The following is a 17,129-nucleotide window of genomic DNA, read 5'->3' on the forward strand; positions in this document are numbered from 1 at the left end:
CATCAATATCGTCACATTTTCACATCATCAATCTTTGAAGTTTTTCGGCCTGGCCGATCATTCCGGCGGGCCGTGCCGCTCGGTCCTTGAGCCGGCGGGCGTCCGGTGGGAGAATCGACCCCTCTCGTGCCCTCGCACGTCGATCCACCGGGCGGCCGCCCGGCCATCCCCCGCGCCGCCGGCCGATGATCGTCGAAATATTTGAAGGAATGTTTCGTTTAAAAACCCCGGAGCGCCTCGAATGCGACTCTGCCGTTTCAGCCTCGACGACGTGATCCTAACGGGGTTCTATGCCGACGATCGCGTCATCCCGATCGACCAGGCGGCGGAGGCCTACTGCGAGGACGTCGGGCTCGAGCTCCTCCTCCCTTCGACGAACGACCTCCTCGACCTTTTGCCGCCGGGCGGCCCATCCTACTATGCCGCGCGGGACCTCGCCCAATGGGTCGAAGACCTCGACGTCGTCGCCCTCGACGAGTTGTCGATCCCGATCGGCGACGTCCGGATCCTCGTCCCGATCGAGCGGCCCGGGAAGGTTCTCCTCCTGGCGGGGAACTACGCCGAGCACATCGTCGAGCGGGGGGGCACCAGCGTCGAGCGAGACGAGACGTTCCCCTACGTGTTCATGAAGCCGTCGACCACGCTGACCCACCCGGGAGACCCGGTGGTCCTCCCCAGCATCTCGCCCGATCACATCGACTGGGAATGCGAGCTCGGGGTCGTGATCGGCCGCACGTGCCGAGACGTCGAGGAGGCCGATGCGCTCTCCTACGTCGCCGGCTACACGGTGGTGAACGACATCAGCGACCGCAAGTTCAAGCCGAACCCCGACCGGAAGCCTCGCGAGCGTGACCGCTTCTTCGACTGGCTCCACGGCAAGTGGCACGACACCTTCTGCCCGATAGGACCTTGCATCCTCTCGACGGATTCGGTGGACGACCCCCAGAATCTTTCCGTCCGGCTCGAGCTCAACGGCGAAACGAAGCAAGACGGCTCGACCGGGCAGATGATCTTCCCCATCGCCGCCATCATCTCGTTCCTCTCGAGGTTCGTCACCCTCGAAGCCGGCGACATCATCTCGACCGGCACACCCTCGGGGGTCGGCTCCGCCTCGGACACCTACCTCCGCCCCGGCGACGTCCTCCAGGCGACGATCGAGGGGATCGGGACTCTCGTGAACCCGGTCGAGACCGAGGGCGTCTGACTCTCGCGCTCAAAACCCGGTCTTTTCTTAAAAACCGAGTTTCCCGCACCGTCCACACGAACACACGAATGACACCCCCGCGGGATGTCGTCGATGACTCCCGCAGAAACCCGGTTTTAAGAATAGACCGGGTTTCGGGGGACGGCTTCTGTGTCGGCGCTCGACCCTCTAAATGAAATGACGCCTCAGGAACTATCGACCCTGTCGGTCAGGTCGGAGTCGCAACTCCGATTCGACCGACAGGGTCGATAGCAATTTCGAAGTCTCGATAATATCTGGTATCCTTGTGGTCTCGATCGTGCGCGTGGTGCCTCCCCCTGGGCTCCTTCACCGGGATGGTTCGATGTCCGAGATTCGTAAGCTGTTGGTCGCCAACCGTGGCGAGATCGCCATCCGCGTCTGCCGCTCGGCCCACGAGCTGGGCATTCGAACGGTGGCGATTTACTCGCACGAGGACCGGTTCGCGATGCACCGGCTCAAGGCCGACGAGGCCTACCAGGTCGGGAAGCCCGGGGAGCCGATCCGCAGCTACCTGAACATCGACGCGATCGTCGCCCTGGCCAGGGAGAAGAACGTCGACGCGATCCACCCGGGATACGGGTTCCTCTCCGAGAATGCGACGTTCGCCCGGGCCTGCCAGGCGGCGGGGATCGCGTTCGTCGGCCCCCGGCCGGAGATCCTCGACCAGCTCGGCGACAAGGTCGCGGCGAGGAAGCTGGCGAACGAGTCCGGTGTGCCGATCCTGTCGGGGAGCGACGAGCCGGTCTTGCCCGGCGAGTCGGCGCGTCGAGTCGCCGAAACGCTCGGCTATCCGATCATCGTCAAAGCCTCGATGGGGGGTGGCGGTCGAGGGATGCGAGTCGTCGAGTCGGCCGACCTGCTCGACGAGGCCGTCGACCAGGCGAGGCGCGAGGCGGGCGCCGCGTTCGGGGTCCCGGACGTCTTCCTCGAGAAGTTCATCCGCAAGGCCAAGCACATCGAGGTCCAGCTCCTCGGCGACGGCCAAGGGAACCTCGTCCACCTCTACGAACGCGACTGCTCAGTCCAGCGCCGGCACCAGAAGGTCATCGAGATCGCCCCGGCTTACAACCTTGCTCCCGAGACCCGCGAGGCAATCTGTGACGCCGCCGTGCGAATCGGCCGACACGTGAGATACGACAACGCAGGGACCGTCGAGTTCCTGCTCGATGACGAGAGCGGGAAGTTCTACTTCATCGAGGTCAACCCCCGGATCCAGGTCGAGCACACCGTCACCGAGATGGTCACGGGGATCGACCTGGTCAAGAGTCAGATCCTGATCGCCCAGGGGGCGTCGCTCTCCGATCCGGAGATCGACATCGCAAGCCAGGACTCGGTCCAGACGCTCGGCTACGCGTTCCAGTGCCGGATCACCACCGAGGACCCCGCAAACAAGTTCACCCCCGACTACGGCCGGATCACCCACTACCGATCGGCGGGAGGGCTCGGTCTCCGGCTCGACGGCGGACCCGGGATCACCGGCGGCATCGTCACCCCGTTCTACGACTCGCTGCTCGTCAAGGTCTCGGCAAGCGGCCGACGCTTCGAGGACGCCGTCAAGCGAATGGAACGGGCCCTCCAGGAGTTCCGGATCCGCGGCGTGAAGACGAACATCCCGTTCGTCCTCAACGTCATCAACCATCCCGACTTCCTCGCCGGCCGCTGCACGACGCGTTTCATCGACGAGACGCCGGAGCTCTTCCGGTTCCCGATCCGGCAAGACCGCGCGACCAAGATCCTGACCTTCGCCGCCGAAGTCACCGTGAACGGCTTCCCGGGCGTGACTCGGCCCGAGTCGTACTGTTCGCTCCCGGAACCCGTCCCGCCCGCGTATGACCCGACGGTCGTCCCCCCGCCGGGGTCGCGTCGGTTGTTCAAGGAGCTGGGCCCCGAGACGTTCTCGGCCTGGGTCCGCGAGCAGACGCCCCTGCTGCTCACCGACACGACGTTCCGCGACGCCCACCAGTCGCTGCTGGCTACCCGGATCCGGACCCGGGACATGCTGAGGGTCGCCGAGGCCTACGCACGACTCTGCCCCCGGATGTTCTCGATCGAAATGTGGGGCGGGGCCACCTTCGACACCTCGATGCGGTTCCTGAAGGAAGACCCGTGGGACCGCCTCGCACAGCTCCGCGAGGCGATCCCCGAGATCCTCTTCCAGATGCTGCTCCGAGGGTCCAACGCCGTCGGGTACACGAGTTACCCCGACAACCTCGTCCGTGCCTTCGTGAAGGAGTCGGCCGCGGCCGGGATCGACCTGTTCCGCGTCTTCGACGCCCTGAACTGGATCCCCAACATGGAGGTCGCCCTCGACGCCGTGCGCGAGGCCGGGGCGCTCTGCGAGGCCGCCATCTGCTACACGGGCGACATCCTCGACCCGAAGCGGACGAAGTACAACCTGAAGTACTACGTCGAGATGGCGAAGGAGCTCGAGCGCCGGGGCGCGAACCTGATCGCCATCAAGGACATGGCGGGGCTCTGCAAGCCGTTCGCTGCCGAGCGTCTCGTCAAAACACTCCGAGAAGAGGTCGGGATCCCGGTCCACTTCCACACCCACGACATCGGCGGAGCTCAGGCGGCGAGCATCCTGAAGGGGGCCGACGTCGGGCTCGACGTGGCCGACGGCGCCGTGGCCTCGCTTTCCGGCCTCACCTCGCAGCCGAGCCTCAACGCCATCGTGGAATCGCTCCGGTTCACGCCCCGAGAGACCGGCGTCGAGCCCAACGCGTTGATCGAGCTGAGCCGGTACTGGGACGAGGTCCGCACCCTCTATGCCCCGTTCGAGACCGGCCTCCGCTCCCCTTCGGCCGAGGTCTACGCTTACGAGATGCCGGGCGGCCAGTACACGAACCTCTTCCAACAGGCGAAGGCGCTCGGCCTCGCGGCCCGCTGGCCCGAGGTCTGCAAGGCGTATGCTGACGTCAACATCCTCTTCGGCGACATCGTGAAGGTCACGCCGTCGTCGAAGGTGGTCGGCGACATGGCGCTCTTCCTCGTCGCCAACAACCTCACGCCGGCCGACACCGTCGACCCCGAGCGCGAGCTCGCGTTCCCGGAGAGCGTCGTCGAGCTCTTCGAAGGCCGGCTCGGCCAGCCTCCCGGAGGCTTCCCCCCTGCCCTGCAGGAGCGTGTCCTGAAAGGACGCCCGGCGAGTACCGAGCGACCTGGGGCGAATCTCCCCGCCGCCGATCTCGAGGCCGCCAAGGAGAAAGCCTCGGCGCTCCTCGGCCGCCCGGCGAACGATCGTGACGCCCTCAGCCTCCTCATCTACCCCCGCGTCTTCCCGGACCTCGCCGCGCACCAACGTACGTACTCCGACACGTCCATCCTTCCGACCTCGATCTTCTTCTACGGCCCCGACCCCGCCGCCGAAAACCTCGTCGAGATCGAGCCCGGCAAGACCCTCATCGTCAAACTCGTCGCGGTCGGCGAACCCCACGCCGACGGCAAGCGGACCGTCTTCTTCGAGCTCAACGGCCAGCCTCGCGAGGTCGAGATCGTCGACCGCTCGCTCGCCTCGGCCGTCCGAGAGACCCCGAAGGCCGACCCCAACGACCCCAACCAGATCGCGGCCCCGCTGCCGGGCCTGGTCGTCGGCGTCGCGGTCCACCTCGGCGACGCCGTCCGGAAAGGTCAGAAGCTCCTCTCGATCGAGGCGATGAAGATGGAGACGACCCTCTACGCCGAACGCCCAGGCCGGGTCACCGAACTCCTCGCCGTCGTCGGTCAGCAGGTGAAGGCAGGCGAGCTCCTGCTCAAGCTCGGCAGCGAATGAGAGCGAGAGGTAAGGGTCGAGCTCGACAACGACCGAGCTCGGCCCTCGATCCCTCGATGACGTGTTGGGTCCGCCGAGTTCCTCGCTCGGCGACGCGAGGGAGAGCGCATGAGCCCAACATTCGTGCGGACGTGGATCCATCGGGAGACCGTCGAGTCGACCAGCGACCTCGCCAAGGAGCTCGTCCTGGCAGGCCTCGACGACCTCCCGCTCGTCGTAACCGCGGACCGACAGACCCGAGGCCGGGGCCGTGGTGAACATGTCTGGTGGTCCGACGAAGGGAGCCTCACGCTCACGGTCGTCATCGACCCCCGGACGTACGGGCTGAGGCCCGATCACGAGCCGAGGATTGCCCTGGCGACCGCCGTCGCGGTCGTTGAGGCGACCACCCCGGTCATCTTCCCGCACTCGGCCGGGATTCGTTGGCCGAACGACGTCGAAGTCGGGGGGCGAAAGGTTGGTGGCCTCCTCCCCGAGCGGATCGACATCGAGGGTAAGCTCCGGATCGCGGTCGGCGTGGGCCTCAACGTGCTGACCCGGACGACTGAAGCCCCGCCTCAGATCCGAGGGATGGCGGTCTCCCTCGCCGAGCTCGCGTCGAGTCCACTCGACCGCGACGACCTCTCGACCATCCGAGACAGCGTCCTCGGACGGTTCGATTCGAGCCTGAGACGGCTCGCCTCGGATGATGTCACCCTCGCGGAACGATGGTCGGAACTCGATACCCTGCGCGGAGAGCGACTGCGGGTCGCCCTCGGCCCTCGCATCGTGACCGGCGTCGGGCGGGGGATCAACACCGAGGGAGCGCTCCTGGTCGATGTGGACGGCGAAGTGATCCCGCTCTTCGGCGGCCAGGTCCTTCGCGATCGGCTCCCTGGCTGAGGCCGAAGGTCTCAAGTGGTACGGTTTCGTTGAGGGAGTACGGCTTAAGAAAGCTCGAGCGGGAAACGAACGATCCAAAGGCGACCTGCCCTAACCTTCCGATTCGAACCCCTCGCCCGAACCCGACTTGGCGTCCCTTCTCCACTCCGATAGGATTGGTTGAGGGAGAAGCTCATGCCTCAAATCAGAATCCGATCGCTCATGATCGCGGTGGCACTCACGGCCGTCGTGCTGAGGTTCGCCGATGATGCTAGGACCTTGATTCAAGACAGGAACAACTATACCTGGCCCGACGACCGGATCAACCCGTTCACCGTGCTGGTCCTCTTGGTGATCGCTCCTGCTGTTGGACTGTTCGCGCGGCAACGTCTCAGGGATGACATTGATTGGGATCAACGAAACGATGTCCCGAAGTGAGATCCTTCGGGCGTGCTTGATCCTGCATTGGCGGAATAAACTCATCCCGGCATTCTTGTACCGGTTCGTTTTGTTGCCGTAGAAGCCGCACCCCGTGAAGCAGAGCATCGCGCTGACGCGGGAGAGATGCGGGTGGACTGGCAAGTTCTCGATGGAATCCGCCATCCCATCAATACATTATCCATTTTTCTAATGCCTCGAATCAGAGCATCTTTGCCCGGACGAGTATGGGTCGGGTGGTGAGAGGTTTGGGAAAGTTCCTCGGGCGAATCCGCACCGGGCCGGAACACTTTGGATGAAAACAGGCTGGCCCGGGTAATACATAGAGAGAAAGTAGTCCCCTCGTGGAGGAGCCATGAAGGATGGTGACATGGATGCGATAGCCAAGGACCTAGGCACCCTCTTCCGCGTTGGGACCATCCGTGGCCTTTCGGACGGGCAACTGCTGGGACGCTTCGTGGAGCGGCACGAGGCCGACGCCTTCGAGGCCATCATCCAACGCCATGGGCCGATGGTCTGGGGCGTCTGCCAACGGATCCTCCGCAATCGACACGACTCCGAGGACGCCTTCCAGGCCACGTTCCTGGTGCTCGCCCGGAAAGCCGCTTCGGTCAGCCCGCGAGAGAAGCTCGGCAACTGGCTCTATGGGGTCGCCAATCAAACAGCCAGGAAGGCAAGGTCGATGCGAGAAAAGCGGCGGATTCGGGAGGGACAGGTCCCGGATCCGCCGGAGCCGACGGCGAAGTTCGACGACGCGCGGAATATCCTGAGCGAGGCCCTCGACCGAGAGTTGGGTTGTCTGTCCGAGAAGTACCGTACTGCGGTCGTCCTCTGCGAGTTGGAGGGCCTGACCCACCGAGACGCGGCGAGGCAACTCGGGTTGCCTGTTGGGACAATTTCGAGTCGGTTAGCCAGGGCCAAGGCGATGCTCGCGAAGCGGTTGACTCGGCCCGGAATGACGCTCACGGTTGGCTCGTTGGGGGCATTCCTGGCCCAGGCGTCTGCATCGGCCGGCATATCGCCCAAGCTCAACGAATCCACGGCTCAGGCCGCAAGCCTGATCGCGGCAAGGAGAGCAGTGTCGGCGGGGATCGTCTCTGCCGAAGTTGCAGCCCTGACAAGGGAGGTCATGAAGACCATGCTGCTGTCCAAGATCAAAGTCGTCATGGGGGTTCTGCTGGCAACGGCATTGGTCGGTGCTGGTATTCCAAACTCATCGACCGAAGAGCAAAAGTCCTCCGCCAGGCCGGCTCAACAGGCAGTCCCCCCGGACGGCGAGGGACGTCAAACTGTCCAGGCAGCGGCCCCGCAAGCCGGTGGGCATCGAATCACAGTCACCAGCATCATCGCCGATCCTTCGACTCTGCCGGTAGGTGCAGAATGCCAAGTTGCACTCGAAGCCGAGACGAAGGGAGAGAAGAAAGTCGTGGAGCTGATCTACCACGGAAAGATCAGCAAGGCCACCGCTGAGGGCCTCGCACTGACCGTCTCCTCGGTCAGGCGGAAGGAAAGCCATCCGTCGAAGCTTTCACAGCTTCCCGTCGTGAGCCGGCTCTTCACGAATGTAGGCATCGGCCAAGTAAAGCCGGGCGAAGAAAAGGTCGTCTGGCTCCCTGCGGAGAAGATCCGCTCGGTGACTCTCGCGGGGAACAGCACACTCTAGCTCCTGCGCCTCCGAATAGCGCCCTTGTCGCAATACTCGGCATCGGGCAAACTCGTTTTATTGATGGCTCCCCCCTCATGGAGGGACAGCGGCGGACGTCCCGTGCAGGCGTCCCAGCGCTGTCCGGGCCGTTTTCGCGTGTTTCCCGATTGGGGAATCTCGCTGATGACTGCCATCGTAGGGGGTTCCGCCTCCTTTCATGAACTCGCCGTAGTCCACGCGTTCGCCTTCGCCCGTGGGACTTGCCAAAGCGGCCGGACTCGGCTCTCGACCTGCCGCAGAAGGATCTGGCGACAAATCTCCAATTGGCGACGGAGGAGGTCGTGCTCCACCTCGCGCGCAACGCGCCGGTCCGGTGCGGGATGATGAATCCCTCGCTGGCGGATGGCGTGGCGTTCAACGACATCGCCGACGATCGAAACCTCCTGCTCGGGTCCCTCATCGTCCTGGCCGGGACGCTCGCCGCACCATTGGTTGATGCATTATCATAAACAGGCCCGTATATGCCAGACACTTCAGAAACACCCGGAACCCCCGAAGTGCAGCCGGCTCGGACTTGGAGCTTGAGGAGGATTGGCAAACTCGCGGCGATCGCCCTCATCCCCACACTCGGCTATCTGTTCGTCCATTTTTATCTCGCAGGAGCCGTACTCGATATTCCCAAGGCGGTGTTCTGGCAGGCAGGGTTAGGTTTTCTGCTCGCCCTCGAAGCGTCCTACCTTGTCGCCCTGGCAGCCTGTCTGTTGGGGATCCCGGCGCTCGCCTTGCGTCTGAGGGACGGCCGAAGGCGCGGGGTGCGCCGGCCGTTGACGGCCCGCGGACTCTTGCTCTGCGCCTCGCTCGCGATCAGCATGGCGGTCTCCGAGGTCGCCTCGGCCGCGCTGCGGAGCCGCCTTCGGCTCGCGACGGCCGTCCCGGCCGGAGCACTCACGCAAGGGCAATCCGACGCCGGCAAGTTGCCGCATCCGCCGGACGAGGTGGTCCTACCCGAGACGTTCGAGGAGGTTTCCAAAAAAGACGAGGTGAGCATTGCGGTTGTCGGAGAGTCGAGCGCCCTGGGCTTCCCTTACAACGCCTGGCTCTCGGTCGGCCACATGGTCGCCTGGAAACTCAAGGAGGCGATCCCCGAGAAGACGTTCCGGCTCGACATGATCGCCGTGTCCGGCGAAACCCTGGAGGCGCAGCATCGGAGGTTGGCAGGACTGGGGCGAAAACCGGATGTGCTCATCATTTATTGCGGACACAACGAGTTCTCCGCGCGGTTCCCCTGGTCGCGCGACCTCGACTATTACGTCGACGAGATCCAGCCTTCCCCCTGGCGCCTCATCATCGGTCAGCTCGAGCGAATCTCACCGCTTTGCGGCCTGATCCGCGAGTCCGCCGACAAGTGCCGGATCGCCATCCCCCCTCCCGTGAATGGTCACCGCGCACTGGTGGATGCCCCGGCCTACACCCCTTCGGAATACGACGCACTGCTGGCCGACTTTCGCCGGCGCATCGACACCCTTGTCGGGTACGCCGGGCGGGTCGGCGCCATTCCCATCCTGGTGGTTCCCCCGGCGAACGACTCGGACTTCGAGCCCAATCGCTCGTACCTCCCACGCGAAACGCGTCGTTCCGATCGCGAGGCCTTTACGCTCGCGTTCTCCGAGGCGCGGGCGCTCGAGGCCACCGACTCCCAGGAGGCGCTCCGGCGCTACCGTTCCCTTCTCGAGCGCCAGCCTGGATTCGCAGAGGTGCACTACCGGCTGGCGCGCATGCTGGAGGTCGCTGGCCAGTGGGACGAAGCCTACCGGCACGACGTCGCCGCCCGCGACCTCGACGGGCTACCGTTGCGATGCCCAACTGCGTTCCAGGAGGTCTACCGAGAAGTTGCCCGGCGCCGCGCCTGCATCCTCATCGACGGCCAGGCCGTCCTTCGGACGATCGCCCCTCACGGGCTCCTGGATGATCATCTCTTCCAGGATACAATGCACCCTTCGCTCCGAGGGTTTATCGCCCTCGCGCAGGCCGTGCTGACCGAGCTTCACGCGCGAAGGTCCTTCGGATGGCCGGAGACCCGGCCACTCACCCCGATTGATCCGAATCTCTGCGCTCGGCACTTCGGCCTCAACACCAGCGCATGGTCGACGATCTGCGGGAGCGGGATGACGTTCTACGGCCTGGTCGCCGGGACCCGCTACGACCCCTCGGAGCGCCGTCGCAAGGCGTCGGCATTCGGCCAGGCCCAACACGCGATTCTCGGCAGGCGCTCGCCGCAGGAAGTCGGCCTCCCGAACATCGGTGTTCCCGAGCCGGTTCCCCTCATGCCGCCGCCGGCGCCCAAGGCACTCTCGCCATCGCCTCGAGGGGCGGTTGACGCAGCCGCTCCGCATCATTTCCCGCACGCGACCGCTGCGGGGTGATGTTCGACGCCCGGACTACACACGCAGCCAGCGTCATCGGGCCAGGGAAAAGGGCCACGCCCCCAGTCAAGGAGACGTGGCCCTCAATGATCTCGAACGATCGTCGCGCCGGGGGCTCATCGCGGTTGGGCCCGCGACGAGCCCCTCGAGGCGGGTGACTTAGCGGGACGCGGCCAGTTCCTTCTTGGACTTGGTCTGCGGGGTCGTCGGGGTCCCGATCCAGTCGATCAAGATCGGGGTGGCGATGTAGATCGTGCTGTACGTCCCGCTCAAGAAGCCGACCACCAGGGCGAACGCGAAGCCGTGGAGCCCTTCGCCGCCGAGGATGTAGAGGATGACCACCACGAGCCAGGCCGTCAACGACGTCAGGATCGTCCGGCTCAAGGTCTGGTTGACGGCGTCGTTGATCATCTTGGCCGTAAGGTGGGGCGTCTTCCCTTTGATCTCGCGGATCCGGTCGAAGATGACGATCGTGTCGTTCACCGAGAAGCCGATCAGCGTCAGGAACGCCGCGATCATCGGGAGGTCGATCTTGAACGGCTCGAGCAGCAGGGCTTCGCGGACGCCTGGGATGTTGGACAGCCAGTAACTGACCGCCACCGCGCCCAGGGTAATCAACACGTCGTGGACGACGGCGATGACCGCGGCGAGACCATAAGTCAGCGACTTAAACCGCAGCCAGAGGTAGGCGATGATGATCAACCAGCTCGCGACGGTCGCGATCAACGCGAGGGTCTGGGTCTCGCTCGCCACCGTCCCGCCGAAGTTCGTGATCCGCTCGAAGAGCATGTCACGATTGTTCTGCAATGCGGTGGCCAGCGTCGTCAGCTCCTTCTGGGCGACCTCGGGCTCGAGGTCGGTTCGGAGGAGCAGCGTGTTGGCGGGCGACCCTGAGGGCGGGTTGATGATCTCGAATCGAGAGTTCGGGTTGGCGATCTTGGCCTTGTCGAGCACCTCGTTCGCGAAGATCGTCGAGACGACCTGGGCCGGGGGGAGCGAGCTATTGAAGGTCAATGTGTTGAACTTCAACAGGTACTGACGGCCCCCAGCGAAACGATCCTGGACCGCGGTCTTGCCGGGCTCGGCCGCCGGTGCGGGTGCGGGTGCGATGGGCTTGGCCTCGCCCGCGGTCATCATCACGCGTTCGAGCGAGGTCCCGAACGCCTTGAGGATCGTCTCTCGGACGCGATTGGGATCCTGATCGGTCGTACGGATGTTGAACCGATTGAGGGTCTTGTCCTGCCCAACCTTGAGGCTCTCGACGGTCACGTCGGGGAGGTCGCGGGCCTGCTCGCGGACGAAGCTGGCCCTCTGCGACTCGCCGAGCGACTTCACCTTGGAGTCCTGCTCGTTGAGTCGGATGGAGACGAGCGTACCGCCGGTGAAGTCGATGTTGTACATCGTCCGGCCTCGGGCGAAGAAGGCCCCGAGCCCGAGCAGGATCACGATCGTCGAGGCGGCCATGCAGTAGTGGCGCGGGCCGATGAAGTCGTAGTTGGTCTTGTCCATCAACTTCAACATCGTCAGCTTGCGGATCCAGCCCTGATGGAAGCAGAACTCGAAGATCACACGCGACACGAAGACCGCGGTGAACAGGTTCCAGAGCATGCCGATGATCATGGTCAAGGCGAAGCCCTTGACCTCTTCGGTGCCGACCCACCAGAGGACGATGCTCGACAGCAGGTTCGTGACGTGCGAGTCGAAAATCGTGACCCACGCACGGTTGAAGCCGTTGCGGATCTGCTGGGCGAGGCTCGCGCCTCGTTCCTTCTCTTCCCGCATGCGCTCGAACACGAGCACGTTCGCGTCGACCGCCATACCGATCGTGAGCGCGAGGCCCGCGAGGCCGGGGAGCGAGAACGTCGACTGCATGAACGCCATCGTCCCGATCAGCAGGACCATGTTCAGGACGAGGGCGATGACCGCCACCACGCCGGCGAACCGGTAGTAGATGACCATGAAGATCGGCACGACGAGCATCGAGACCCAGATCGCGCGGACGCCCTTGGCGATGGTGTCTTCACCCAGGGTCGGTCCGACCTTCTCTTCCTGGAGCGGGTTGTGGTTGAGGCTGGCCGGGAGGCTCCCCTCCTGGAGGATCTTGATGAGGTAGTCGACCTCCTTCGGCTTGAAGCCCTGGCCGCCCCCTTCGATGATGCCCGACTCCCGGATCTCGGAGTTGATCGACGGGGCCGACATCACGAGGTGGTCGAGGAGAATCGCAAGCTGATATTTAAAAGCGTCGTTCTCTTCAGGTAGGTGCTCGCGGGTCAAGGCGCTGAACTTGCGGGCCCCTTCGCGATTGAACACGAAGCCGACGGCCGGTTGGAGCCGTTCGTCCTGGGTCGAGTAGGCGCGAGCGAGAAGCGAGCCGTTGACTTCCTGCCGATCGACGTTGCAGAGGATCGACCGCTCGATCCGGCCGGGGGCCACCTGGTCCTCGCGGATGATCGGGTCGCTCGGGCGGGTGTCGGTCGGGCTTCCGCCTCGGATCCCGCTGGGGTTGTAGTCGACGCGGTAGGATGTGATCGAGCGAAGATTGTGGGGCTGGGCGAGGAAGAGGGTGTTCGAGGAGTTCCGCTCGATCTTCACCAACGCCGCCTGATCGGCCCCGGCCGCATCCTTGCCCGACAGCTCGACCTCGATGCCCGAGTACAGGTTCTTCTTCCAGTCCTGCGCGGGGTCGACGATCGTCGTGTCGGTGAACTGGGGATTGGTCCCGTTCGAAACTTCGCCCAGTCGGGCCCAGGTGTAACGCGAAGGGGGTCGAACGCGACCGTTGGGGCCGAGGGCTCGTTCCATCACCTGGCCGTCGTGCTTGCGGTTCGCCAGGATCCGGAACTCCAGCGCGCCGACGTCGGTCAGGAGTCGCTTGACCTCATCGACGTCCTCGTCGGCCGGCAGGATGATCTCGAGCCGGTTGCTGCCGATCTTCCGGATCGGGATTTCCTTGATCCCGTCCGGGTCGACGCGATGCTTCAAGGCCGAGATCAGCTCGTCCATGTTGAAGCTGGCGTTGAGATTCTCCTTATTCGCCTCGTAGACGAGGATGGTCCCGCCCGAGAGGTCGATACCCAGCTTCAATTTCTCGGTCGGGGGCCAGAGCGCCAACAAGCCGAGGAGCGTCGTGACGCCGATGAGAGCGAACTTGCCACCAAACTTTTTCATGGTCGTTCCTTGCGGCCCGGCGGTCGCTGTACCTGCACGTCCTTACTCGGGCGCCACTCCTTGGGAAATCCTGCCACACGAGCCCCGTGCGGGGGAGCGAGAAACCAAGCCTCTCCCGACTCGACTCGGGAAGAGAACACTCCTCGGGCCTCCGGGAAACCCCGGCTTCCAAGGCCGATCCGGCGCGTGACGTCAGGTCGATTCCCCGGCCTTCTCCGTCGCGGAGTCGATGACTTTCACCACGGCCGCCTTGCTGAACGCGAGCTTCACACCGCGATCGTCGTCGACACGGAGGACGACCTTGTCCTGGTCGCTATCGACCGACATGACCGTGCCGTAGATCCCTGCCGACGTCAGGACCTTGTCGTTCTTCTTGAGCGCGGCGATCATCTCGCGACGCTTCTTCTCCTGCTGCTGTTGGGGACGGAATAGAAGAAAGTAGCCCCAGAAGAGCGCGATCACCAGGATCGGCAAGAGCTGTCCGAGGCCCCCGGCCGCCCCGTTCGGATTCTCGGCGGGGGCGTTCTGGGCGAAGACCAGGGGGATCGCGACGAACAAGTCGGGCATATCTGGGGTCCGTGATGTCTCAGTCGTTTCGAAGGGTTCGCGACCGACCCGCGCGTCGGGGAAGACGACCGGAGTTGCCCCGGGCGAGTCCCTCCCCTGCAATCTAACCGCTAGGGTCCCAACGCTTCAAGCATCTCCGCCCGCAACCGGACGAATCGTCCCTCGGATATCGCCTCGCGGATTTCGCGGGTTAGCCGATGCAGGTAACTGACGTTGTGGATCGAGGCCAGGATCGGGCCAAGCATCTCCTTGGCGATGAAAAGATGGCGGAGATACGCGCGGCTGAAGTTCAGGCAGGTGTAGCACGTGCAGCCGGGCTCAACGGGACCGTCGTCGTCCCGGTGCGAGGCGTTGCGGAGCTTGACGGCCCCCTTAGCGGTGAGGCAAGTGGCATTCCGGCCGTTGCGGGTCGGCAGTACGCAGTCGAACATATCGATCCCGGTTGCCACCGCATCGAGGATGTCCTGCGGCCGCCCGACCCCCATCAGGTAGCGCGGCCGGTCCTCGGGCAACAGGTGGGTCGAGACCTTGAGGGCCTCGCGGACCTGCTCCCGGCTCTCGCCCACGCTGACGCCGCCGATGGCGTAGCCGTCGAAGTCGAGGCCGATCAGCGCCTCGGCGCACTCGGCACGGAGGTCGGCGTGCGTCCCCCCCTGGACGATCCCGAAGAGGGACTGATCCGCCCTTGTGTGGGCCTCTTTGCAGCGCCGGGCCCATCGGATCGTCCGACCGACCGCCGCGGCGACCTCGTCCTTCGAAGCAGGCAAGGCCGGGCAGTGGTCGAAACACATCGCCACGTCGGCGCCGAGGGCTTGCTGAATCGCGGTCGCCCGCTCGGGCGTAAGGTCGAGCAGCCGGCCATCGATGTGCGAGCGGAACGCGACCCCCGCCTCCGTCATCTTCGAACGCGCCGCCAGACTGAAGACCTGGAACCCGCCGGAGTCGGTGAGGATCGGCCCGTCCCAGCGCATGAACGAATGCAGCCCACCCTGCCTCGCGACCACCTCTTCCCCGGGCCGGAGCGCGAGGTGATAGGTGTTCGCGAGGAGCATGGACGTTCCCGAGGCGACGAGTTGGTCGGGGGTGATCCCCTTGACCGTCGCCTGGGTTCCCACGGGCATGAAGACGGGTGTCTCCACCGTCCCATGCGGCGTGAAAAGCCGACCCCGCCTCGCGGACGAGGCGGGGTCGACCTTCAGCGTTTGGAATCGAACGGGGCGCGACAACGGCGGCGGCTTACTCGTTCTTGAGCTTGAGGTTGAACTCGGCCAGCTTCTCGCGGACCTCGTTCAGCGAGGTCACGCCGAAGTTCTTGCATTCCATCAGCTCGTCACCGGTGTGGACGATGAGCTCGCCCACGGTCTGGATGCCGAGCTTCGTCATGCACTTCCGAGCCCGGACCGAGAGGTTCAGGTCGCTAATCGACTTGGCAAGCAGCGCCTTCTCTTCCTGCGAGAGCTCCTCGATCGGGTCGGAGCGGAGGTCGTTGGCCGCCCGCTCGCCCCCTTCGAGCGCCATGCCGAGCCGGAGCCCCTTCGAGGTCATCATCTCCTTGATCTCGGAGAGCGACGTCTCGCCGAAGTTCTTGCTCGCCAGCAGCGCGGCCTCGGTGGTGCGGGTGAGGTCGCCCAGCGTCCGGATGTTCATCTTCCGCAGGCAGTTTCGGCTGCGGACCGAGAGTTCGAAGTCGGTGACGGGGATCTCGAGGAGTTGGCGGAGCACGGTGAACCCGCGCTCGGCCTCCTCGTCGTAGTACATGTCCTTGCTCGCGCGGCAGTCCTTGAAGAACAGCCGGGCGCGCGGGTGGTTCGGGTCGAAGGAGAGGACCTGCTTGTAGCAGGTCTCCGCGTCCCGGAACCGCATCTCGTCCTCATAGAGGATCCCGAGATTGATCAGCGCGGCCAGGGGGACGGGCGGGCGCTGGGTGCAGCGCTTGTAGTACTCGACCGCCGTCTCGTCGTTGCCGTAGAGATCATTGATGTAGGCGAGTTCGAAGAGGGCCCCGGTGTGCTCGCGGTCGAAGTTCAGGGTCTTCTCGAACTCGACCGCCGCCAGAGCCAGCTCGCCGTCGGCCGCCAGCAAGCTCCCGCGCTGATAATGATATTCGGCGGAGCTGCCCGAGAGCTTCTCGAGGCCCGCGAGGATCTCCTGCGCCTGGTCGACGTGCCCTGCCCTGCGGAGTGCCCCGGCGCGGTGCAGGTCCGCCTGCTTCGAGTCGTATCCCGCCGTCGCGGACTCGGAATACGCCTCAGCCGCTTCCTTCCAACGTTGGAGGTTCTGAAGGGCGATCCCTCGATGGAAGTGGGCCAGCCCATTTGCCCCGGCCTTCGCCAGTAATTCGAGGCCGCTCGTGAACCTGCCGAGCAGCACCTCGCCGACGCCGAGCCGCAGGTAGATGTCGGGCGTCATCGCCGCCTTCTCGCGGTCTCGCATCGCGGCGACCGCGTCTCGCAGCGTGCGATAACGCGAGGGGTCGCGGCCGAGGACCTCGCGCAGATCGGCCACGGCCGATTGGTCGAACGGTTGGCGATCTAAAAGCGTCCGCACATCGGTGGTCATCAACTCGGCCATCCGTCCCTCTCTCCCTCGCCTCGGGCGCTCCCGATGTCGATATCCAGGGCGCGAACCTCCACCCGCCAGGTATCCCCGGCAGGCGCATCAGAGCGCCGCATCCCAACCGAAATACGGCGGCATCCGAGAGCCAAACCAGCTATCCTAACCATCGGCGCGTCTTTTGCAAGGGGTATCGATCGACGCAGCGACGCGGGAGCCCCGACCCGGACCCCTGCACGTCCTCTCCGCACGATCGATCAGCTCCTTCCGACGCCACCCAATTCTCCGCGGCCCAGACCCGTCCCGTGTCGTCACGGCCGGATTGCCTCCTTTGGTGAACCGAGCTGCAATGCTCCGGGATCGTGGATCCGTGCCTCGCTTCCATGCGTCGCACCGATGTACCGGTCGAGTGATGCGTAACCGATTCGGGTCTCGTATGATCGTCCGAGAATCCCTTTCGGATGGTCTCCCCCTTGC

11 protein-coding genes are annotated in these 17,129 nt (G+C 64.7%); 7 read left to right on the forward strand and 4 right to left on the reverse strand.

Going from position 1 to position 17,129, the window contains the following annotated elements; genetic code table 11:
* Positions 1–241: 241 nt before the first annotated feature.
* The 7 genes from ACYOEI_RS09540 (at position 242) to ACYOEI_RS09570 (ending at position 10,364) form a co-directional block, all read left to right on the forward strand.
* Complete coding sequence (locus tag ACYOEI_RS09540) at positions 242–1,204, forward strand: fumarylacetoacetate hydrolase family protein (RefSeq protein ID WP_462849196.1); 963 nt, start codon at positions 242–244, stop codon at positions 1,202–1,204.
* A gap of 343 nt (positions 1,205–1,547) precedes the next feature.
* Positions 1,548–4,997, forward strand: a complete 3,450-nt coding sequence (locus ACYOEI_RS09545) for a pyruvate carboxylase (RefSeq protein WP_462849197.1) — start codon at positions 1,548–1,550, stop codon at positions 4,995–4,997.
* Between the two features lie 108 nt (positions 4,998–5,105).
* Entirely contained in the window at positions 5,106–5,879 is a 774-nt protein-coding gene (locus ACYOEI_RS09550) for a biotin--[acetyl-CoA-carboxylase] ligase (protein WP_462849198.1), read from the forward strand.
* A gap of 174 nt (positions 5,880–6,053) precedes the next feature.
* Entirely contained in the window at positions 6,054–6,296 is a 243-nt protein-coding gene (locus ACYOEI_RS09555) for a hypothetical protein (RefSeq protein WP_462849199.1), read from the forward strand.
* Positions 6,297–6,666: 370 nt separating this feature from the next.
* Positions 6,667–7,959 (forward strand): RNA polymerase sigma factor, encoded by a 1,293-nt coding sequence (locus ACYOEI_RS09560; RefSeq protein ID WP_462849200.1) that lies wholly within the window; start codon positions 6,667–6,669, stop codon positions 7,957–7,959.
* Positions 7,960–8,282: 323 nt separating this feature from the next.
* Positions 8,283–8,450 (forward strand): hypothetical protein, encoded by a 168-nt coding sequence (locus ACYOEI_RS09565; RefSeq protein WP_462849201.1) that lies wholly within the window; start codon positions 8,283–8,285, stop codon positions 8,448–8,450.
* Positions 8,451–8,522: 72 nt separating this feature from the next.
* Positions 8,523–10,364, forward strand: coding sequence for a tetratricopeptide repeat protein (locus ACYOEI_RS09570; protein ID WP_462849202.1), 1,842 nt, complete (start codon positions 8,523–8,525; stop codon positions 10,362–10,364).
* A 159-nt stretch (positions 10,365–10,523) separates the two neighbouring features.
* On the opposite strand, the gene secD is transcribed toward ACYOEI_RS09570, so the two are convergent.
* From secD to ACYOEI_RS09590, 4 genes are all read right to left on the reverse strand, one after another.
* Positions 10,524–13,532 (reverse strand): protein translocase subunit SecD, encoded by a 3,009-nt coding sequence (secD, locus tag ACYOEI_RS09575; RefSeq protein WP_462849203.1) that lies wholly within the window; start codon positions 13,530–13,532, stop codon positions 10,524–10,526.
* 192 nt (positions 13,533–13,724) lie between these two features.
* A complete protein-coding gene (gene yajC, locus ACYOEI_RS09580; protein WP_462849204.1) occupies positions 13,725–14,099 on the reverse strand; it encodes a preprotein translocase subunit YajC in 375 nt (124 codons plus the stop codon).
* A gap of 110 nt (positions 14,100–14,209) precedes the next feature.
* A complete protein-coding gene (gene tgt, locus ACYOEI_RS09585; protein WP_462849205.1) occupies positions 14,210–15,220 on the reverse strand; it encodes a tRNA guanosine(34) transglycosylase Tgt in 1,011 nt (336 codons plus the stop codon).
* A 115-nt stretch (positions 15,221–15,335) separates the two neighbouring features.
* On the reverse strand, positions 15,336–16,670 hold the full coding sequence (locus tag ACYOEI_RS09590; RefSeq protein WP_462849206.1) for a DNA-directed RNA polymerase subunit alpha C-terminal domain-containing protein: 1,335 nt from the start codon (positions 16,668–16,670) through the stop codon (positions 15,336–15,338).
* Between the last annotated feature and the right edge of the window lie 459 nt (positions 16,671–17,129).

The sequence above is a fragment of the Singulisphaera rosea genome (assembly GCF_054877945.1).